The 21,346-nt window shown below is 48.0% G+C and carries 21 protein-coding genes; 17 read left to right on the forward strand and 4 right to left on the reverse strand.

All coding sequences use genetic code 11. The annotated features are described in order from the left end of the window. Positions 1 to 44: 44 nt before the first annotated feature. A complete protein-coding gene (locus FGB90_RS09155) occupies positions 45 to 1,052 on the reverse strand; it encodes an LCP family glycopolymer transferase (protein ID WP_138810517.1) in 1,008 nt (335 codons plus the stop codon). A gap of 265 nt (positions 1,053 to 1,317) precedes the next feature. Here FGB90_RS09155 and FGB90_RS09160 point away from each other — a divergent pair, with 265 nt between their 5' ends. After that, on the forward strand, positions 1,318 to 3,396 hold the full coding sequence (locus FGB90_RS09160) for a penicillin-binding transpeptidase domain-containing protein (RefSeq protein WP_138810518.1): 2,079 nt from the start codon (positions 1,318 to 1,320) through the stop codon (positions 3,394 to 3,396). A 681-nt stretch (positions 3,397 to 4,077) separates the two neighbouring features. On the opposite strand, the gene FGB90_RS09165 is transcribed toward FGB90_RS09160, so the two are convergent. Both FGB90_RS09165 and FGB90_RS09170 read right to left on the reverse strand, forming a co-directional pair. Continuing rightward, positions 4,078 to 4,395, reverse strand: a complete 318-nt coding sequence (locus tag FGB90_RS09165; RefSeq protein WP_171051765.1) for a helix-turn-helix domain-containing protein — start codon at positions 4,393 to 4,395, stop codon at positions 4,078 to 4,080. Between the two features lie 84 nt (positions 4,396 to 4,479). Further along, complete coding sequence (locus FGB90_RS09170) at positions 4,480 to 5,115, reverse strand: YigZ family protein (protein WP_138810520.1); 636 nt, start codon at positions 5,113 to 5,115, stop codon at positions 4,480 to 4,482. A gap of 311 nt (positions 5,116 to 5,426) precedes the next feature. Between FGB90_RS09170 and FGB90_RS09175 the strand changes: the two genes are divergently transcribed. The 13 genes from FGB90_RS09175 to FGB90_RS09235 all read left to right on the forward strand — a co-directional run bounded on the left by FGB90_RS09175 (position 5,427) and on the right by FGB90_RS09235 (position 16,807). Continuing rightward, positions 5,427 to 6,575: a sensor histidine kinase gene (locus FGB90_RS09175; protein WP_138810521.1), complete on the forward strand. Its 1,149-nt coding sequence runs from the start codon at positions 5,427 to 5,429 to the stop codon at positions 6,573 to 6,575. Positions 6,576 to 6,716: 141 nt separating this feature from the next. Next, positions 6,717 to 7,415, forward strand: coding sequence for a response regulator (locus FGB90_RS09180; protein WP_138810522.1), 699 nt, complete (start codon positions 6,717 to 6,719; stop codon positions 7,413 to 7,415). Between the two features lie 198 nt (positions 7,416 to 7,613). Then, positions 7,614 to 8,465, forward strand: a complete 852-nt coding sequence (locus FGB90_RS09185; protein ID WP_138810523.1) for a DegV family protein — start codon at positions 7,614 to 7,616, stop codon at positions 8,463 to 8,465. Positions 8,466 to 8,758: 293 nt separating this feature from the next. Next, entirely contained in the window at positions 8,759 to 10,333 is a 1,575-nt protein-coding gene (locus FGB90_RS09190) for an ATP-dependent helicase ComFA (protein ID WP_171051766.1), read from the forward strand. Beyond that, positions 10,330 to 11,043 carry a ComF family protein gene (locus tag FGB90_RS09195; RefSeq protein WP_138810525.1) on the forward strand — a complete coding sequence of 238 codons (714 nt, stop codon included), beginning with the start codon at positions 10,330 to 10,332 and terminating at the stop codon, positions 11,041 to 11,043. Before FGB90_RS09190 ends, FGB90_RS09195 begins: the two co-directional genes overlap by 4 nt. Before the next feature lie 80 nt (positions 11,044 to 11,123). Continuing rightward, positions 11,124 to 11,528: a TIGR03826 family flagellar region protein gene (locus tag FGB90_RS09200; protein ID WP_138810526.1), complete on the forward strand. Its 405-nt coding sequence runs from the start codon at positions 11,124 to 11,126 to the stop codon at positions 11,526 to 11,528. Positions 11,529 to 11,542: 14 nt separating this feature from the next. Beyond that, complete coding sequence (flgM, locus tag FGB90_RS09205; protein ID WP_138810527.1) at positions 11,543 to 11,800, forward strand: flagellar biosynthesis anti-sigma factor FlgM; 258 nt, start codon at positions 11,543 to 11,545, stop codon at positions 11,798 to 11,800. A gap of 15 nt (positions 11,801 to 11,815) precedes the next feature. Then, positions 11,816 to 12,301 (forward strand): flagellar protein FlgN, encoded by a 486-nt coding sequence (locus tag FGB90_RS09210; RefSeq protein ID WP_171051767.1) that lies wholly within the window; start codon positions 11,816 to 11,818, stop codon positions 12,299 to 12,301. Between the two features lie 18 nt (positions 12,302 to 12,319). Continuing rightward, positions 12,320 to 13,870: a flagellar hook-associated protein FlgK gene (flgK, locus tag FGB90_RS09215; RefSeq protein ID WP_138810529.1), complete on the forward strand. Its 1,551-nt coding sequence runs from the start codon at positions 12,320 to 12,322 to the stop codon at positions 13,868 to 13,870. Positions 13,871 to 13,899: 29 nt separating this feature from the next. Further along, the gene (gene flgL / locus FGB90_RS09220) at positions 13,900 to 15,054 is read left to right on the forward strand and encodes a flagellar hook-associated protein FlgL (RefSeq protein ID WP_138810530.1); all 1,155 of its coding nucleotides are present in this window, start codon (positions 13,900 to 13,902) and stop codon (positions 15,052 to 15,054) included. A 179-nt stretch (positions 15,055 to 15,233) separates the two neighbouring features. Continuing rightward, a complete protein-coding gene (fliW, locus tag FGB90_RS09225) occupies positions 15,234 to 15,683 on the forward strand; it encodes a flagellar assembly protein FliW (RefSeq protein WP_246056117.1) in 450 nt (149 codons plus the stop codon). 2 nt (positions 15,684 to 15,685) lie between these two features. Next, on the forward strand, positions 15,686 to 15,922 hold the full coding sequence (gene csrA, locus FGB90_RS09230) for a carbon storage regulator CsrA (protein ID WP_138810531.1): 237 nt from the start codon (positions 15,686 to 15,688) through the stop codon (positions 15,920 to 15,922). Between the two features lie 186 nt (positions 15,923 to 16,108). Then, positions 16,109 to 16,807 (forward strand): response regulator transcription factor, encoded by a 699-nt coding sequence (locus tag FGB90_RS09235; protein ID WP_138810532.1) that lies wholly within the window; start codon positions 16,109 to 16,111, stop codon positions 16,805 to 16,807. A 162-nt stretch (positions 16,808 to 16,969) separates the two neighbouring features. On the opposite strand, the gene FGB90_RS09240 is transcribed toward FGB90_RS09235, so the two are convergent. Then, positions 16,970 to 17,455: a competence protein ComK gene (locus tag FGB90_RS09240; protein ID WP_138810533.1), complete on the reverse strand. Its 486-nt coding sequence runs from the start codon at positions 17,453 to 17,455 to the stop codon at positions 16,970 to 16,972. A gap of 659 nt (positions 17,456 to 18,114) precedes the next feature. On the opposite strand from FGB90_RS09240, the gene hag reads away from it, so the two are divergent. From hag to FGB90_RS09255, 3 genes are all read left to right on the forward strand, one after another. Beyond that, a complete protein-coding gene (gene hag / locus FGB90_RS09245) occupies positions 18,115 to 18,999 on the forward strand; it encodes a flagellin Hag (RefSeq protein WP_138810534.1) in 885 nt (294 codons plus the stop codon). 56 nt (positions 19,000 to 19,055) lie between these two features. Then, the gene (locus tag FGB90_RS09250) at positions 19,056 to 20,828 is read left to right on the forward strand and encodes a tetratricopeptide repeat protein (RefSeq protein ID WP_138810535.1); all 1,773 of its coding nucleotides are present in this window, start codon (positions 19,056 to 19,058) and stop codon (positions 20,826 to 20,828) included. Between the two features lie 103 nt (positions 20,829 to 20,931). Then, positions 20,932 to 21,297 carry a flagellar protein FlaG gene (locus tag FGB90_RS09255; protein ID WP_138810536.1) on the forward strand — a complete coding sequence of 122 codons (366 nt, stop codon included), beginning with the start codon at positions 20,932 to 20,934 and terminating at the stop codon, positions 21,295 to 21,297. Positions 21,298 to 21,346: the final 49 nt, after the last annotated feature.

Consider the following 21,346-nt stretch of genomic DNA (forward strand, 5'->3'; position numbering starts at 1 on the left):
ATATAAAGAGGGCGACCGTCATTTGACGGCCGCCTTTTTTTGAATCAGTATTCTGAACTGGTGCTTTCACTTTCGGCAGTTTCATTGTTTTCTTCCAGCTCTAAATGAGTACGCAGTCTGGAAGAGGTATCAGCTACAGATTCTTCATTGAGAATATAGTAGTAAATGCCGCCATCCCTCGAGTTCGTCCCGTCAAGGCTCAATGAATCGATCTGGTCGAGATCGTTGGCATAAGAATGCATCCCCAGAACATTATTAAAGCTCATGTTCGTATACAGGTTTCCTTCAAGGGCATCCATCAGTGGACCAAACCGGGTAATGGAACTGAAGGAGGCTGCTTCACGCACAACTGATTCGATTACTTCCTTCTGACGTTCGCCCCGGCCGAGATCACCCTGTGGGTCTGATTTTCTCATTCTCACATAGGCAAGAGCTTCTTCGCCATTTAATGTCTGGCGTCCTTCTTCGAGTGTAATGGTACCGTATGTTGCGTTGTCGGTTTCAGTGAATGTCATTGGAACATCAACCTCTACACCGCCAAGTTCGTTTATGATCTTCATAAAGGCGTCAAAGTTAAGTGAAACAAAGTAATCCACCGGGATATTCAGCAGGTTCTCAACAGTAGCAATACTCATATCAACACCGCCAAATGCGTGTGCGTGGTTGATTTTATCGGTACGGTCGCGGCCCACAATTTCCACTCTTGAGTCCCGGGGGATATTAAGCATTTTTATGGAGCCGTCTTCCGGGTTAAATGTAGCCAGGACCATGGCGTCGGATATCCCGGACAAGTCCCCGTCCCGGGTATCAAGCCCGAGAATCAGCACGGAAAATGGATCGCTGTTTGGATTAACTGCTTCATCTCTGTAATCTGAATGCTCGCCCCGGTCAAGATCCACCTGGGCGCTCTGGGATACTTCGTTTACTTTCCAGAACAGATAACCGCCGGTCACTGCTATCAGAGTTAACAGTGTAAGGGATGTGACTTTCAGAAACCTTTTAAAAGGAGTACGTTTTCGCTGTTTTCGCCTCTTTATTCGTGATTGTGTCAATTTAGACACTCCTCTATGTGAACTGCAAAGTGATGCAATTTCAAAGTTTTATAGATCTTTTACACTTATCAAATTTTACCGTAACTTGTCGATTGAGTAAAGACGGGATCCGGTCTTTACATATATAAATAGACGCTGAAGAGTGAAAATAGTTACATGGTCAGTGGATGGCTGGATCCTTAATGCTCTGATGTTACATAAATACATAAATAATGGTAAAATTTCAGCAGTGGAATAACTTTATCTGGGAGGAAAGGAGATTTCTATGAAAACAAAAAGGTATCTGATAACCAGTGCTGTTTCAGTGATTTTGCTAATATCCGCCTGCTCACCGGAAGAAGATTCGGAGTCGATGCTCAATCCGGATGGTGTGGTGGAAAACTACGTATCGGCCTGGGAAGAGCGGAACGGAGAAGGTATGGCTGAGCTGTTCAGTGAATCTTCCTTGGAAGAAGTGGATGCTGAACAGATTAACCGCGCTTTCTCTGAAATAGGGGAGACAATTGAGGTTTCTTCCATCCAGGTAAACTATGAAAGTCAGAATCATCTGTTTGAAGAGGACGAGGAAGCGGAGGAAAGCACGGCAGAGCAGGAGAATATTACATCTCTTACTTATCCGGTGACTGTGGAAATGGAAACAGGGATCGGGGAACGGGAATACATAACCGATGTTTTTCTAACGCTCGATGAGAACAGCGAGTGGCGAGTGGAATGGCAGGCGGACCACATCTTCTCCGGAATGCAGGAGGTGACGGATCGGCTGCAGCTGGAGACAACCGGTAAAGACAGTCTTACAAGAGGTGAGATTTTTGACCGTAACGGGGATGGTCTTGCAGTGAATGGTGAGTATCACAATGCCGGTTTCGTGTACATGAATGTGGAGGATGCCGAAAAAGAAGCGGAGACATTTGCGGAGATATTAGGGATCGAATCTTCAGATGTACTGGCTGAAATTAAGAGGCATGAGGATAATCCGGACTGGCATGCACCCGTTATGAGTATGCCCCTTGAAGACGAAAGAGTGGAAGAGCTTCGTCAGGCGGACATCCCGGGGCTCAGTATCAGCACCTATTCGGGACGCGTGTACCCGCAGTCCTACGCTACTGCCCAGCTGGTTGGTTTTCTGCAGGATATGCAGGCAGATGACCTGGAGGAGGCAGACTGGATTGGTTATGAAATGGGGAGTCAATGGGCCCGCTTCGGGCTGGAACGGGAATTTGAAGAACAGCTCCGTGGAACATTAGGTGAAGACCTGCAGGTGGTGGACCAGGACGGAAACTACCGGGAACGGCTCAGCAGTGAAGAACCTGAAGACGGAGAGGAAATTCATACAACAATCGACAGCAAACTCCAATGGACACTGATGGACATCCTTGGCGATGATGCCGGAGCAGCAGTTGTAATGGATCCTTCATCCGGTGAGATGCTTGCGATGGTGAGTACGCCAACATTTGAACCTAACCAGACCTATCTTGGAACAGCATCACCTGAACGTGAAGAATGGCGCGCAGACGACAGGGGGGTTACAGACAGGCGGTTTAACCAGCCGATTGTTCCCGGCTCGGTATTCAAACCTTTCACCGCGGCAATCGGAATGGAAGAAGGCACACTTGACCCCGAAGAGATCCTTCACATTGAGGGAGAACAGTGGCAGCCGGAAGACGGCGGCTGGGGGGATCGGGAAATTACGCGGGTAGAGGAAAATACAGATGAAGTGGATCTGACTGCGGGTATGAAATACTCGGATAACATCTACTTCGCCCGGCAGGCTCTTGAGTTTGGCGGGGAGGTTATGGAAGAGTGGGCTGAAAAGTTCGGTTTCGGGACTTCAATGAACCTGGAATATCCATTCTGGCCGTCACAGCTTTCAAACGACGGCCTGTCCAGTGAGACGCTGCTTGCGGATACAGCCTATGGCCAGGGTGAAGTGCTCATGTCGCCTGTCCACTTAACCGTTCTCTATTCCATGTTTGTGAACGCCGGGGACGTCGTCCAGCCGACACTTCTTATCGATGAAGCAGGTGGAACCTGGGAAGAGGGCGTGATTTCCGAGGAAACCGCCTCCACTGTCCTGGACACTCTTTACGCTGTGACAGAAGACCCGAACGGTACGGCATACCGCTCCAGCCCGGGACACAGCTTCAGACTGGCCAGCAAGACCGGTACAGCCGAGCTGGACGCGCCTGAGCAGTCCGAGGATATCGAAGAAGAAGTGGACGGGGACCGGATCGGCTGGTATGTCAGCACCGACGCCGAAAACTACATCGTGACGATGATGATTGAAGGAGAACCAAGCAGTACCGTAGTAGATCGTGCGAACGAATTCTGGGCGGAAATGGAATAACCAGCTGCATGTTAAAATGACTTCCTGTATGTCGCGGCGTAAAATGCGCTGCGGCCGGGAAGTTTTAATACGATAAGAGTGAAAACGAATTAAAACGAGCTGCAGCCAGGGAGTTATAATGCGATAGGAGCAGAATCGTATTAAAACGCGAAGAAGCAAAGGAAGTTCTAATACGAAAAGAGCAGAATTGAATTAAAACGCGCAGAGCAAAGAAAGTTCTAATATGATAAGAGCAGAATCATATTAGAACGCACTGCAGCCAGGAAGTTTTAATACGATAAAAGCGGAAACCTATTAAAACACGCTGCAGCCAGGAAGTTATAATACGATAAAAGCGAAAACGTATTAAAACGCTCTTCAGCCAGAAAGTTATGATATAAACTTCAAGCCTCAGAGTAAAAAAATAGTCCCGTGGTTACCAACGAAGCGAAACGCCGGAAGCGAGACTCCTGCGGCAATGGAGGCCAGGCGAGACCCCGCAGGGCAAAGCCCGAGGAGGCTTGCCGGCATCGCCGCGGAAAGCGAGCGTACGGCGTGAAGCGGAGCTTTACTTTTCAGAGAAATTTAATTAGACGCTTATTGTTCCAGCGAAGCGCACGGCGTGAAGCGGAGCTTTACGTTCCATGGTATATATAGTAATAGACATAAAACAGCCACTGAGCTTCTACCCGCCCAGTGGCTTTATCTCTGCCTTTTTCGAATATGTGTACGGTACAGATTCAGCTGTTCCCGCAAGTATTCCACTTCTTCACTTGAAAGAGAAGCTTCCGTAAGAACACCGTTGCCGCCACGGTCATACGGCTTCATACCGAGAAGGTAGTCCGTGGACACACCAAACAGCCTTGCCAGATTGATGACTGTCGTAAAAGACGGCTGGCGCTCGTTCCGTTCGTACATGCTTACGGTGCTTTTACTGATGTTAAGTTTCTGTGCCAGCATTTCCTGGCTGATATTCTGCTCAATTCTCAGCAGACGAAGGCGCTCACCAAAAGTTTCCATGATCATCACCAGCTCAAATGTATCACGGAAAGAGCCGGTTTCAGGCCTGATCACACGGTGCGTGTTTGCAATCCACAATTCGTGTTACTGAACGTCAGTTTCAAGATAAACCTGGCCGCTTTTTTCAAATTCGCACTGTCCGCTCGTCAGGTTGGTAAGCATTTCTTCAAACGCTTCCTCCCGTCCGGATTTTACATAGGAATCAATCGTCACCCGATCAAGATAGTGAATTTCCTTGATCTGAAACTCGGAGCCCCTCAGCTCGTTTTCCACTTTGCCGAGGAGGGTATAGTCCATGGACGTTTTGTATATCTGTGCAAGGCTGCGCTCCACGACGCCTGCAGCGTTGATTCCTTCCGAAGTGGATGTCCCGTAAGCCCGGATCAGTCCACCTGCACCGAGTTTGATTCCACCGAAGTACCGGGTTACCACAACAACGGTGTCTTTGAGCTGCCGTTTTTTCAGTACCTCGAGCATCGGCACACCGGCAGTTCCGGAGGGCTCCCCGTCATCGTTTGCTTTCTGGATCTGATCCTGCTCGCCGATCATGTACGCGGAGCAGTTATGATTGGCGTCCCAGTGTGTCTTTTTAATTTCCTCTATAAAAGATACAGCGTCCTCCGGGGTAGTGACACGTTGTACATACGCGATAAACCGTGATTTTTGTATGGTAATTTCATGTTCACTGTAGCCTTTTACTGTATAATAAGAAGTAAGCATACGAAGTCTCCCTTGCTTTGTCGGATCCAGGTGAAAACCTGTGCGAAACTTATGAAAAAATCTATAAAGTGCCGTCAAGCCGTCCTTGAACGATAGTTTTAGGTTAAGATGGAAGAGAATTGGTGTCAAGTAGATACCCTTTCATGACGGTTGTAAAGCCTTGATTTCCAAGGCTCGGACCGGCCCATCTGAAGTGCGTTCCCTTAATAAGGAATTTTCATCCCCATAAATACACGCGACTTTGCGAACGAGTATACAAGGGGATGCCAGAGCATTAGGCCGGCAGGCACTGATGTCCGGGGGTGTAACCGATGGAGAATCAGACAGAAGAACTTTCTGCAACCGAACAGCTCGACGACATACTGAACGTCATGGTTGCGAAAGTGGAAGAGAGTAAAGAACAGATCTTTGCGATCAGTGAACGTTCACGGACGGAATATGAACAGTTAAAAGCGGAAGCCAGTGATCTCCAGGAGCGGGTTCTTTCTCTTGTGGGAAAAACGAGCAGAATGGAGCGCCATTCCCGATTTGCAAGAAACCGTCTTGCCGAAGTGAGCAATCACGTTTCCAACTACAGCGATATTCAGGTAAAGGAAGCATACGAAATTGCCAATGATTATCAGGTCCAGCTCGCCGTCCTCAGACAAGAGGACAAGCAGCTCCGTGAAAAACAGGACGGCATTGAGCGCCGTCTGATGAAGCTGAAAGGCACACTGGAAAAAGCTGATACGATTTCGGCACAGATTAATATTGTGATCCATTATCTCACCGGCGATCTGCAGAACATCAGTGAAATGGTGGCTGACGCCCGTGAAATGCAGAAATTCGGCCTGAAGATTATCGAAGCGCAGGAAGAAGAGCGTAAGCGTCTGTCCCGTGAGATTCACGACGGTCCCGCACAGACAATGGCCAATATCCTGCTTCGCTCCGAACTTGTGGAGCGGGTATACAACCAGCAGGGGATCGATGAAGCTCTTGCGGAAATTAAAAGTCTTCGCGGCCTTGTGAAGGAATCACTTGCGGAAGTCAGGCGGATTATTTATGATCTTCGGCCAATGGCCCTTGATGATCTTGGACTTGTCCCAACGATCGCCAAGTACCTGAAGAATTTTCAGGAACAGAGCGGCCTTCGTATTACATTCCGCAATGAAGGAAGGGAAATCAGGCTTCCCTCCGAAATGGAAGTGGCGATTTTCCGCTTTATCCAGGAATCGGTCCAGAATGCATTTAAGCACGCCGAACCGAAGCACGTAACTGTCAAAATCGAGCTGGAGCCGACACAGGCGCTGGCTGTGATTAAAGATGATGGAAGAGGCTTTAATCCGGAAGAAAAAAAGGAAGGCTCATTCGGTCTTATGGGTATGAGAGAACGCGTGAACATGCTCGACGGGCAGCTCACGATCAACTCAAAGCCCGGAGAAGGGACTATGATCATGGTTCAAATCCCTATTTCCGGCTGACGAATGAGAGCATAATAGATTGACCTGTGTCTTAAGGCTCGCGAAAGCGATACTGTAATATCCGATAAAATGATAGAATACAACAATAAACCAGAGCAGATCATTATTGAGGGTAAGAGGACCTGGAGGAGGAGTACAGATATGAGCGAGAGAGATAATATTAAAATAGTAATAGTCGATGATCATCAGCTTTTCCGTGAAGGAGTAAAACGGATTCTTGCAATGGAGAAATCATTCGACATTGTAGCGGAGGGGAGCGACGGCGATACAGCTGTAGAGCTCGTGAGGGAACATCAGCCAAACGTTGTACTGATGGATATTAACATGCCGAATGTAAACGGCGTGGAAGCAACGAAAAGCCTTGTTGAAACGTTTCCTGAAGTGAAGGTGCTCATTCTTTCCATCCATGACGATGAGACTTACGTCACACACGTCCTTAAAACAGGGGCTGATGGTTATCTTCTCAAGGAGATGGATACCGACGCACTGATTGAAGCGGTAAAAGTAGTGGCAGACGGAGGTGCCTACATCCATCCGAAGGTCACGCATAACCTCATTAATGAGTACCGCCGCCTTGCCAACGATGACAAGGAAGAAGCGGAAGTCGGCTTCCGTGAAGTGGAATACCGCCGCCCGCTGCATCTTCTGACACGCCGGGAGTGTGAAGTGCTTCAGCTGATGACAGACGGCAAGAGCAACCGTGCAATCGGGGAAACGCTCTACATCAGCGAAAAGACGGTCAAAAACCACGTCAGCAACATCCTTCAGAAAATGAACATGAACGACCGTACCCAGGCGGTTGTGGACGCTATTAAAAATGGCTGGGTAAAAGTAAATTAATTCTTTACCACGGCGGCGCATCAGTGCGCCGTCTTTCTGTTGGCCGTTATTTTAACGCTGTAAAAATGCAGGCGGCGCTTATTGTTTCCCCTGTAAATAAAAGATAGACAAGGCGGCTTATTACCTGCTACTATTTTATCAAGACTACAAGAGATCGTGACCATTAAACCATAGTTATGGAAAGTGAGGAAGCAGCCGATGAATAGAATTGCTGTTCTGACAGACAGTACATCCTACATACCCAAGCAGCTTCGTGAAGAGCATGACATCGCCATGATCCCCCTTAATGTTGTGTTCGGCGATGAAGAGTATAAAGAAGAGCTCGACATTACAACCGAGCAGTTCTATGAAGAAATGAAAACGAAAGAAACACTGCCGAAGACGTCTCAGCCATCTGTTGGACTTTTCGAGGAAACATACAGCAAACTTGCCGAGGAGCATGACGAAATTATTGTGGTTACCCTCTCCAGCGGCATCAGCGGTACGTATCAGACAGCGGTGAGCGCAGCGAACATGATGGAGGGCATCGAGATTCACGTGTTCGATTCCGAAATCAGCTGCATGCCCCAGGGTTTCTTTGCACTGACGGCTGCCAGAATGATCCGCGAAGGCAAAACGAGCAAAGAGATTATGGACTATTTATATAAGATGAAAGACAACATGCGCGCCTACTTTATGGCAGATGATCTGAGCCACCTGCACCGCGGCGGCCGGCTGAACGGCGCCCAGCTGTTCGTGGGCAGCCTTCTCCAGATCAAGCCCGTGCTTCACTTTGAGAATAAAGTGATCGTGCCGTTTGAAAAAGTGCGTACGGCCAAGAAAGCCCTTGCCCGCATTGAAGGGCTTCTTGACGAAGATGCCCGCCACGGCGAAGCGCTCGACATCGTGGTGATCCACGCCAACCGTCCGGAAAAAGCAGAGGAAATTGCCGACGATCTGAAGATGAAATACCCGTCAGCGAACGTCTACATCAGCTACTTCGGCCCGGTCATCGGCACCCACCTCGGCGAAGGCAGCCTCGGAATCGGCTGGATCAAGCCGACAGCGTAATTGTCATACTGAAGCGCCCCGTTTTGATGCGGGGTGCTTTTATTTTGTATGAATTGGGAGGTTGGGAGATGGGCGATACTTTGGATTTATCCGCTGAAATTGCAGCTCCGAAATACCTCGCTTTCCCTCTATATATAACTAAATCTACGGTTACCCCGCCGCAAATCTCACAAATCAACTACCAAAACCTGACATCCTCTCCCGTAAACACACACTTTCCTCATTCGACACCAGCACTGCAAAAATCTAAAATCAGGCATATACATAATGCCAAGCCATGGAGGGATCGTTTCATGCGTTTCCTGCCCGTAAACTCCCCTGACCATCATTTCCCCGCAGATCACCATTTCCTCCCCGAACAGCCGATTCCACGAGGCCGGGTCTGGCCGGTGATGGAACCACTCGTAAACAGCCACGTTCCCGCAGAATTTCTCCGCCTGCCTGACATTCCGGTAGAAACCCTGTTCACGCCTGACCCTGCACCTGGATTCGAACCGGACATCCGGCTCATGCACATGCTGAAAGGGCGTCGCCTACTTCTTGACGAACTTCTCCCGGATTCTTCACTGGAAACGATTCAGAAACACTTTGCCAAAGGTTTTATCCGTTTTACGACCGGCTTCACAAAAGATAAGCAGTGCCGCCGCTGCGGGGCGAACTCGCCAGCCGATCAGGCGTTGTTTCACTGTTTCCGGTGTAGAAAACACTGCACCTACTGCAGAAAATGCATCATGATGGGCCGCGTGTCGGAGTGTTCGATTTTCGTCACCTCCAACGTGCCGGCAGCGGAAGACCCAAAAAATGCAGCCCACACGCTCGCCTGGGAAGGCACACTGTCGCCAGGACAAAAGCATGCATCCGATTTTCTCACGAACCGGTTACAAAACGGCCCACCGGGCGAATGTCTCCTTTGGGCCGTGTGCGGGGCGGGGAAAACCGAAATGCTGTTCAGCGGTATTCAAAAAGCCCTGAAGAGCGGGAAAAGAGTGCTCGTCGCCACTCCCCGCTCAGACGTGGTCAGGGAGCTGGAGCCCCGTTTTGACCAGGCGTTTCCGGACACAGAGATCGCTGCTTTTTACGGCGGCTCCTCCGACCGTTTTGCCGATGCAGACCTTACTATCAGCACGACTCACCAGCTGCTCCGGTTTTACCGGACGTTCGATGCTGTCATTATCGATGAAGTCGATGCGTTCCCCTATACACACGAACCGATGCTGCATTTTGCAGTGGAGAACGCCGCGAAATTGAACAGTCACAAAGTATACCTCACAGCCACACCGGAACGCCGGATGCAGCGTGCCTCGATCAGCGGAACCCTGCCGTCGGTAATCGTTCCACGACGCTACCACGGCTATGATCTTCCGGTGCCCCGGTTCGTCTGGACTTTCCGCTGGCGGAAAAAAGCAGAAAAGCAGGAGATCCCGGCAGCAGTTACCCGATGGCTCAGAGGCCACCTTGAAAATGAAAAGCAGATCTTTCTCTTTGTTCCCACTGTGAAGCTCCTGAAGCAGATCCTTCCTGCCGCTCAAAAACAGTTCCGCGTTCCAGTGGAAAGTGTGTATTCAGAGGATCCGGACAGAAAAGAGAAAGTCACCCGTTTCAGGCAGGGGAAGACGAGGCTGCTTCTGACGACTACCATACTCGAGCGGGGTGTTACGGTAAAAGGAGTGCAGGTGGGTGTCCTCGGGGCAGATGACAGCCGGTTTACAGAATCTGCTCTCGTTCAGATTTCCGGCCGGGCAGGACGGAGCCCGGATGAGCCGGAAGGAGACGTCTGCTTTTTTCACGACGGGTCAACTAAAGCGATGGTACGGGCCCGGCAGCAGATTGAAGCGATGAATCGCGAACGGGAGGGCATAAGCAGATGAACTGGAAAGACTTATTAAATGAAACAGATCGGTGCCTCTACTGTGGAAACGGCTATGCAGAGCCGGTGAGCTGGCAGGCGGTCCTCGGCCTTGGTGAAGAGCGCAGACTCTGTCCGGCGTGTACGGATAAGCTCATCTCCATCGATGCCCTCTCCAGCTGTCCCGGATGCAGCCGGACCGGCTCCCCTATCCTTTGCAGCGACTGCAGAGCTTGGAAAGAGGACAGGTTCTGGGCCGATCACCCATTTACAAACCTCTCCCTCTACGAATATAACAGCTGGATGAAAGAGCTTATTGCCCGTTTTAAATACCGCGGCGATGCGTGCCTGGCAGAGCTGTTCACCGGTGAAATCGCCCGTAGGCTCGGCTCGGCCGCAGCAGAGGCCTGCGTTGTCCCGATTCCCCTTTCTGAAGAGCGTCAGTACGAGCGGGGCTTCAACCAGGCGGAACTTCTCGCAGCTGCATGCAGGCCGGTAAATATACTCACACGCAGCGGCCAGGCAGGAAAACAGAGCAAGCGCTCCAGGCGTGAGCGGATCGGCACCGCAGACCGGGTATTTCGGATTGACCCTGTATCCCTGCCTGATAATAAAGGGTTTATCCTGATCGACGACATTTACACGACAGGAGCCACAATCAGGAGCGCTGCCCGGGTTCTCTACGAAGGCGGTGCCGAAGCTGTATCGGGCCTGACACTTGCGAGAGCTTAGGTTGAAGATTTTGAAATCCGGTCTTAACAATTAGCAGGGAAAGACCGATAATAAAGAAAGAGACGACTGGAGGTGGGCGGATGAAGAACCTGGCGAACTGTGAGCACTGCGGAAAACTGTTTATTAAACATTCACAGCCCGTCTGTATCCGCTGCCATAAAGCAACCGAAGATCTTTTTTCAAAAGTGCTCAGGTATCTTGACCAAAACAATGATGCAACACTCCAGAGAGTGACAAACGAAACCGGCGTTGCGGAAAAACGGATTATTTCCTTTATAAAAGCGGGGCGGATCCGCCTGGCGAAATTCCCGGCACTTGCGTATCCGTGCGAGTCGTGCAGAAGTCCGATCCGGCAGGCGAGACTCTGCCGTACATGCCGGACGACGATCCTGGACGATCTGGAAAAGTCCGAACGGGAAAAGCAGTTCGAACAGCGGAAAACAGAACCGGGACCATCGGTATACTATACAAATAACCGCACGTAAGCGAGGTGAACGGTATGAAAATCAATCCCTATCAGCCGATTCAGCACTATCAGAACCAGATGAAAGGCAGAGGTGCTGAAAAGGAGCCGGAGAAAGCGAAAACCGATGAAGTGCAGATTTCACACGAAGCGAAAACGATGCAGAAAGATACGGTGGCTTCACCGGAGAGACTGGCAAAAACAGAGGAAATCAGGCAGAAGATTGCCAACGGCACCTATGACTTAAACCATAAGGAAACAGCCAGGAAAATGTACGAATTCTGGGGTTCCTAAAAAGGAGTGACAGCTGTGGCCCGTCAACTGAACGAAACGATTGAGCTTCTTCACGAGGTGCACAAGGAGCTTTTATTACTGGCAGAGGAAAAAAGCAGTGTAATCATCAGGGGGGAGTTTTCCCGTCTGCAGGAGATCGTCCGGGAGGAAACGAAACTCGTCAGCCGGGCTTCTGAGCTGGAAAACCTCCGCATTGATGCTGCGAAAGCGGTCCTGAATAACCAGGCAGAAGTGGAAAACCCGGCTGTTGAGGATCTTCTTCCGCACTTAACCGACTCGGAAGCAGAAACATTAAGACATCTGAGAGAAAGACTGCTTGAAACGATTCGGGAGCTGCAGGAGCGGAACAGACGAAACGATGAACTTCTGGAAGACTCACTTCGCCTGGTTAACATGACTCTTGAAGCGGCCGTGCCGCGGAGGCATTCGGGACATTACTCGAACCGGGGAAAAGAACAGGCCGGAGTGGCAGAGCGGGTGCTTTTTGATTCCCGGGCCTGACGGAAAAGGAGAGGTACCATGTCTACATTTCATGGATTGGAAACGGCGCGCCGTGCAATTAACACGCAGCAGACCGCCATACATACGACCGGACACAATATTGCAAACGCAGGGACGGAAGGATACTCGCGCCAGCGGGTAAATATGTCTCCCTCACAGGCTTTTCCCGGTACAGGAATGAACCGTCCCGGCATTCCCGGGCAGATCGGAACAGGCGTTGAGGCTCAGTCAGTGGCACGTGTGAGAGACGACTTTCTCGATGACCGTTTCCGGAGTGAAACAAGCCGTCACGGAGAATGGAGCACCAGGCACAGTTCCCTTGAGCGGGTGGAGGATCTTTTCAATGAAACGTCAGGAACCGGGATTGGCACTTCGATGGACCGGTTCTGGCAGTCACTGCAGGATCTGAGCACTGACCCGTCCGATACAGGCCTTCGTACTGTTTTGAAGGAAAACGGGACAGCCCTGGCAGAGTCATTTAAATATACATCCGACGGACTGGATTCGATCCGCCGCCAGACATCCCGGGAACTTGAAGCGAGTGAAAGTGAAATCAATGGTCTTCTCGGTCAGATCAGCGCGATTAATGAACAGATAACCTCACTGGAATCACACGGCCAGGTACCGAACGACCTTTACGATGCACGTGACCGGATGGTCGATGAGCTGTCAGGTTTTATGAACATCTCTGTGGATCGAAGTGCACCCGCCGGCAGCGGCAAAAGTGCCATGGCCGGTGGCTACACCATAAATCTGCTCGATCAGAACGGTCTCAGGATGGATACACTTGTGGACGGAGCTGAAGGCACTCATAAGGAAATCCGCCTCGGATTTAACGGGGAATCGGGACTCCTTGACAGCATCTCCACCGGTACCCCTGAGCAGCTGGATGCCGGTGAAGAAGCAGGCGTGACTGCTTTTTCCGTCAGTGATTTCACGTCTTCAGGAAAACTCAGGGCCCAGGCGGAATTTTTCGGCTATACCAATGACGGTAACGCCCAAGGGACGCTGGTGGATATTCAGAACGATTTCGATACACTCGCTTATACATACATTACTGAGTTTAACGCGCTCCACGAAGAAGGGTTCTCACTTGATGGCGAGGGTGGTGGACCGTTTTTCGAACCGTTTCCTGAAGGGGAAATTTCAGGAGCAGCAGGAAGAATCACTGTTCACCAGGACATCCTGGATGACGTGAACAATATCGCAGCTTCCTCTTCTCCGGAGGGGGCGACAGGTAACGGCAGTCACGCCGCGGCACTCGGGAACATGAGGGACAAAACGTTTTCCTTCGGGGGAACCGAAACGGACGCACAGAGCTTTTATCAGAGTATCGTCGGTGATACAGCGGTCAAAACGAGTGAAGCAGGCAGAATGGCAAAGACTGCCGCTGACATTCAGAGTGCTGTCGGCGACCGCCGGGAATCCGTGAGCGGTGTATCGCTCGATGAGGAAATGAGTAATCTCGTACAGTTTCAGCATGCATATAACGCCGCTGCCAGAAGCATGACCGCCATGGATGAAATGCTTGACCGCATCATTAACGGCATGGGTGTAGTGGGCAGGTAATATGTAACCGAAGGAAGGAGGAGAATGTTTTGCGTGTAACACAGTCAATGATCACTTCAAGATCGATCCAGCACATCAACCAGAACTTTCAGAAACTGCATGACCTGCAGAATCAGGCCTCCACAGGCAAAAAGTATACCAGGCCGTCACAGAATCCTTCTGCTGCCATGGCCGCACACGGCTACCGCTCCCAGGCTGCTGAAATTGAGCAGTTCCAGCGTAACACCTCACAGGTAAACAACTGGCTCGCGGATTCCGAAGCAGCCCTCGATCAGACAGCAGGTTCACTTCAGCGTGTACGGGAGCTGTCGGTTCAGGCGGCAAACGGCAGCTACACCCCGGAAGACCGGACCGATATCGCTGCGGAAGTGAAGGAAATCAGAAATCACATCGTGACGCTGGCAAATTCACAGTCAAACGGCAAGTATCTGTTTAACGGTACTGATACAGGCAGTAAGCCGGTAAACGACGACATGCTCAGCCTGTCATTTACTGAAGGGCCGTTTGCGGACTGGCTTGAGGAAGGCGGGGAAGAAGCAGGGCCTTACGCGGTATATTTCGGCGGTGAGCGCTATGAATTTGAAACCGGTGATGAGCAGATTGCATTCCGCAATGAAAACGGTGAACGGATTACAGTTGATGGACTGCCTGATTCCCCTGCTTTTACCCGTGAATGGACGGAGGAAACGGAGGAAGGCCCGGCACTGATGACGGAAGCTGTGGAAGCATACAAAGTTGTTCTCTCCTCTTCGGAAGGGGTTTCCCGGAACGGCGACCCTGTTGCCTTTGAAATGCAGAAAGGCGTAAATATCCAGGCCAACGTGGATCCCCAGTCTGTATTTAATGCCGGTCTTTTTGCAGACCTGACGGTACTGGAGGAGGCATTGAGGAATCCGGAGACAAGTGAGGATACCCTCAACGAGCTGATCGGAACGGTAAACGGACGTCTGGATGAGGTGGTAAACGCAAGATCCGAACTCGGTGCCAGGCAGGTGAGGGTCGATATGATTACCGACCGCGTGAACGACCAGGAACTGCTCACAAAAAGGATGCAGTCCGAAAACGAGGACGCGGATATGTCGAAAGTGATCACCGAGTTGATGGCGAGGGAAAATATCCATCAGGCAAGCCTTGCCTCATCGGCCAGGATCATGCAGCCGTCTCTTCTTGATTTTCTGAGGTAGAACGAATGCGACAGCAGCTCTGAACGGCTGCTGTTTTTTAAATTCCATTAAGGCTGATGTAGAGTTGTTATGGATTAAATATTTCAAGTAGATGAAGAAATATGTAAAAATATCGCAGAAACACTTGGTTTTTGGGGAAAATTTTCCTAAAATAGAAATAACGCACGTTTGGAGTGATAATGTTGAACGTTTCAACGAAGTATATGGGCAGCATCGAAATAGATCCGCAGGACATCGTCTTTTTCCCCCAGGGGCTCCCCAGCTTTGAAAACGAAAGGCAGTTTGTACTGCTTCCATTCGGTGAACAGGCCGCACCATTTTTTCAGCTGCAATCGGTGGACACTCCGGATCTCGCATTTGTGCTGGCAGATCCGTTTTTATTCTTCCCGGACTACGAAGTGAAATTAAACGATTCCCTCATGGAAAAGCTTCATATTGTACGAAAAGAGGATGTATCGATTTTCGTTATGCTTACCGTCCAGAGCCCGTTTGAAAAAACGACGGCAAACCTGAAAGGCCCGCTTGTAATTAATAATGAAGCGATGAGGGGCTCTCAGTTTGTTCTTCAAAACCCCGACTATACTACGCGCCACGGGATTCAGCAGCCGGCAGCACACGGAGGACGTTAGACATGCTTGTACTCTCAAGAAAACCGGGTGAATCGATTAAAATTGGTGATGAGATCGAAGTGAGGATCGTGGAAACCGACGGCGGCCAGGTGAAAATCGGCATCACAGCCCCTGCAGATGTGGAAATTCACCGTAAGGAAGTCTACGAAGCGATCCAGGCCGAAAACAGGGCAGCATCAAAAGCGCATTCGGAGGATCTGATTAATGACCTCCAGGCATTTGTGAAAAGAACAAAATAACCAGGACCTTTGACACTGATAAAAAGTACAGTAGTCGGAATTTTCGGTCTTAAGAGCTATTCCTGGGTAAAAAATCAAAAATAGACCTAGTACCGACATAAACAATCAACGACAATCGAATCTTGTTTAATTTTAGCAGAGTTTGATAGTCTTGTATTATGAACTTACAGAGAGGAGAACAGGACGATGATTACGATGACGAGTACTTCAGCTGTAAGTACAAAGACCATTCTTTTCCTTGATCCTGAACATATCCTGGAAAATAGCGGCCTCTCCCAGCTTTCCGGAACGAACAGTGATTACAGGTTCCTTCATCATGATACATACACCCTGCCGACAGATGACTGTGAAGCAATCGTCTTCGTTGTTAACGGATATAAACGGGAAACTAAAGATGCAATAGAAACAGCGGCAGAAGCGGTGCCGGGAACAAAGCTTTTCGTAATGGCACCATCGGAAACTGAGCCTGTCAGCCTGTTTCCATACTTAATGGCCGAGAGCCTGACGGGCCTTATGTCCCTTGAATACTTTCAAAAAGAGCTCGATTTTGTTTTCAGACAGAGCGGAGCCTCTGCTTTTCTCGAGCCGCGCTTTCACGCTATGCTGATCCGGGAAATTGAACGGGTGAAGCTGAAAGAACAGCCGATTAAAAGGCTGGTGCTTCAGAAAGAGGAGGTTGAGGGTGTACTGACGATGAACGAACAGAACGTCCTTCAGCTGCTTCTGGAAGGTTATAATAATATACATATTGCACAGCAGCTGTTTCTGGCCCCTTCAACGATCAGCACGATTATCAGCCACTTATTAAAAAAACTGAATGCTTCGGACAGAACGGATGCACTGGTCACTTCCATCCGCAACGGCTGGGTCGACGCATACCGTTAATTAAACTAGAGCGTTCACAAAAGTGAACGCTCGGGTAATAGTGATTTTGATTGGAGACTGGCAAGTCTCTTTTTTTTATGGGTTTTTATACCGCTATTTTCGTATAGTCTTATTGCGCTGCTGTTGTCCTCGAAGTCCATTGAGAAAGTCCTTTCCTATTCCCTAAAGCTTCGTGAACAGGTTCATGCAGTGGGAGGCTCTCGTCATCTGCTTGTCGAGTATATGTTTTGAAACATTCACATCGATTTCCTGGCCGGATGAGAAGTGAACCCTGGAGCGGAGGGCGCGTTTTTTCGCAGGTGTTTCTTTCTCAATCTCAGTTACTCTGCGGAGGTGCTGGGAAAAGATCCACGCACATCCGTGAACGTTTGGTGACTGAGTAGGAAACGCGCAAACTCTTTTGGATACGGACAGAGGTACCGGAACACGCTTTTGAAATCCGGTATGATAGAAGACGGCTTCCCTTCTGCCGTTATAAGAGGCACCGCCGGTCAGGCAGGCGTCTTCGATAATTTTGAGGCAGGGTTTGGCAATGTACACCACTCGGTCTGTTTCCACAGCCTTGGACACATATACCGGATCGATATTCGGCATCAGGATCAGTGTCTGGTAACCGGCTTGGTAATCTTCAGTGAATACTTCTTTCATCTTGCTTCATCTCCTATTCTGTTTTCAGCTAGGTAGGTAAATACTACCATATAACCATTTTATTGTTAATTTTTACAATTTTCTATTTATTTTGAGGTTTTTAACGTAAAATTTACAATTCCTTAATATTTGGTAATATTTGTTTACTGGATTTTGGTTGTGGTTTACATTTGGTGGAGTTAAAGAATTGATTTACGCTCACTGCGCTCCCTTTCCGCGGGCACCACTGCAGCCCGCACATATGTCAGCGTGCTTCTTCCTCTTCCAGTATCGCTTTGAAGTGTATGCGTCGAAGCAGCTCGAAGCAAACTCACGATGTAAGCGCTCGTCCCTGCGGGGTCTTCCGTTGGTGCCTCTTCCTCTGCAGGAAAAGCTCCGAAGCAGCCTGCGTCGAAGCAGATCACAGCATACTCATGAAGCAGATGTTCTTTGCTGTTCCCGCAGGAGTGTCGCGCATTCGCTCCAATCAGCTTTATTGAACATAAACACAGATTTCTGGAAAAAGTTCTTAATTTTCCTAAACATGAAAGGAACTGTGCCGATATAAATAATAGTTTACGACGGAGGTACGCTCGATCGTTCTCTATTGTAGACAAAACTAAAGAACCTTCCAATCACACGGACGTGGGCGGAAGCAAATATCAGGGAGGAATTTTATTATGATTATCAACAACAACATGAGCGCAATGAACGCTCACCGTCAGCTCGGGATCAACCAGAACCACATGCAGAATTCTATGGAGAAACTTTCTTCAGGTCAGCGGATCAACCAGGCTTCTGATGACGCGGCGGGCCTAAGCATTTCTGAAAAAATGCGTGCTCAGATCAATGGACTTGACCAGGCTAGCCGAAATGCTCAGGATGGAATTTCTTTAATCCAAACCGCGGAAGGTGCTCTTGATGAGACACACAGTATTCTTCAGAGAATTCGTGAACTGACTGTTCAGGCAGGGAATGAAGGTACAAATCAAACTGAAGATCTGCAAACAATACAAAATGAGATTGAAGAACTAGCGGAAGAAATTGACGGAATTGCTGAGCGAACTGAATTTAATGGTAAAACACTATTAGATGGTGAGTGGGATGGGGAATCAACAGGTGCAGAACTTATACTTCAAATTGGCGCTAACGCAAGCCAACAGGTGGAGCTGAATATAGATGATATGAGTGCATCGGCTCTAGGTGCGATAGACAGTAATGGTGCGTTAGATACTAATGGAATCACCATCGACGATATTAATGTAACAGAATTTACCGATACTAGTGGTTTTGATGAACAACTTCAAGCAATTGATGGTGCTATTCAATTGGTGTCTTCACAGCGTTCAGAACTTGGGGCAAATCAAAATCGGTTAGAGCACACTATTTCCAACCTCAACAACGCTTCTGAAAATCTCACAGCTGCAGAGTCCCGCATCCGTGATGTAGACATGGCTTCAGAGATGATGGAGTTCACAAAGAACAACATTCTAAATCAGGCGTCACAGTCTATGCTGGCGCAAGCCAATCAGCTTCCACAGCAGGTTCTTCAGCTTCTGGGATAATATAAATGAAGCCAGAGCAATTCGCTCTGGCTTTGTAGTTTTCTGGAGGGGAAGATATGAGTACAAGTAAAAGTTTGCAGCGGATATTAAATAAGATATCCAAATTAGTTGAGCAAGGCTACATTAAAGAAGCGCAGTTGTTGCTTTCTGAGCTTGAAAAGAAAAAAATTAAACATCCTGATATGTATACTCTACAGGCAATGTGCCTATGTGCTCAAGATAAGCTAAATAGTGCTATTTCACATTTAAAAAAAGGTGTTGTTAATTTTCCACATGAAGTGGATTTGTTTATCAATCTTGCTTTATTTTATGAAAGAAAAGGAAATTATATAGAAGCTTATCACTTTTTTATGAAAAGTGAGTACGTAAATAATGATAAAGATAAAAGAGAAATTATTGTTTCTTCTCTAAGACGATTAAAACCTTTTTTTAAGGGGTGGGTCTGGTTCGACTCAAGTCAAAATAAAATTGTAACCAGAATAAGCAGTGGGGATAATACAATTGAAACTAATAGAGACTTAAGTAAAGCAAGAAAGCATTTAGGGTATCTCAACGCAATTTCAGCCTATTTATCAATAGATGCCGTTACCATACTTGAAATTGATTTTGGCACGGGTGTCCTCAGTAAAAACTTAAATCTCTATGGTTATGAAGTGGAAGCTGTTGATGCTGATAGGAAGTCGATACTAGATATATTTTGTAATGAGTGGCAGGAAAACTTAAGAAACCCGGATCAAAAGAAAGCGAGCTATTTTTATAAAAGCGTAAAACCTGAGGATGTTACGAAAATGAAGCATTACGATGTTGTTATCTTTTTACCTAAACAATCCTCACGCTATAGAAGCAACTCTGACCTACACGAAAGCATTGTATCTAATTTCTTGTATAAAGGGGTTAAACAACTATTCACATTTGTAGATAATACTGAATTATCTTGTATTGTTAATAAATATAATGGAATTTACTTAGTGAAACCAATTTTGACAGAAGGAAGTCAGGCTTTGTGTTTGTTTGAAAGAAATGATGTACTCAACAACAGGTTCTTTATTCCTCAACCCGACAATATTGGGAAGAGAAATTCAAGCATTATGGAAGTAGATATCAACAAATGTATAGATAACTATGGATTTTCCTATCGACCCGGTGGTTTCCACCCATTCGTTGCAGCGGTTAATCAATTAGAGGTTAAACCAAATTTAGATTACAAAGATTCTGTTCTTAATAGGTTCTATGAATGCTTTCAACCTGAAAACCTTTATGATGCACTAGAATTACAACAAGATTTTTTTACAGATTTGAAAAGAGGTTGGATTGGGTACCCTTGGCATGTTTCAAGTGGAGGAAAACAGGTATCAATGAACGAATGGATAGGGACAACCAGGGAAGGGGGAAATCATTTCTTTGGTCCCAATACGGAGGATTTTGGTGCCGAGGAACTGAAGAGGCTTGTTACCAACCTAAGAAACATAAAAGAAGTTGGCTATATCCCTGAAGTATTCTCGGACGGGTATGTAACAGGATACTTATTGAAACAAAAAGATGATTATCGATTTGTTATTACAGAAGGGCAGCATCGAATAGCTGTTATGGCTAGTCTTGGGTATTCAAAAATAAAAGTTAGATTCAGTACGTCTGAAAAAGACCCTCGGATTGTCCGTCGGAAATTGGTCGAGTCTTGGTCACAGGTACAAAATGGTGTTTACAGTAAATTGCAGGCAGGAGCCCTGTTTGACATATTCTTTAAGTTAAATGGTATAGAAAGAGTTAAAGACCTTGGTTTCAAGGAGAATAGTTTTTACGCTTCTGATAAAACTCTAACTCATGTTTAAGGTTTGGAAGCCCGGATTCTATCCGAGGCTTTTTTGTTTTGCTAAAAACCTTAACGTGATGTGCCGATATAATTGACAGAAAAAGTGAATAGGGGGAGCTTGCATGGAAATTTCAAAGTCTATGATCAGGGAATCGACAGACCGTCTGGGTTACGGGGCTGATAAAAGGGTTGAACCGGTGACACAGAAGGGGGAGAACCGCGTTCAGGAGGACGTGAAGAACGGGGAACCACAGCGTACAGCAGGCAAAGAGGAAGTACTTGAAAAAGCAGAGGCGTTAAATCAGATGCTCGAAGCCCAGGATAAAGCCTACAGGTTTAACATCCACGAAGATCTGAACCGCACATACGTAGCTGTGGTGGATCGGAATACTGAGGAAGTGATTAAAGAGATTCCGCCTGAAAAGTTTCTCGATATGGTATCGGCCATGCTTGAATTTGCCGGCATTATCATTGACGAAAAGATTTAGTAGTTCGAAAGATGCATATAAAGCATCACATCTTTATTTTTACCGGCCT

Origin of the sequence: Alteribacter natronophilus (assembly GCF_006007885.1) — a bacterium.
Lineage (GTDB): Bacteria > Bacillota > Bacilli > Bacillales > Salisediminibacteriaceae > Alteribacter > Alteribacter natronophilus.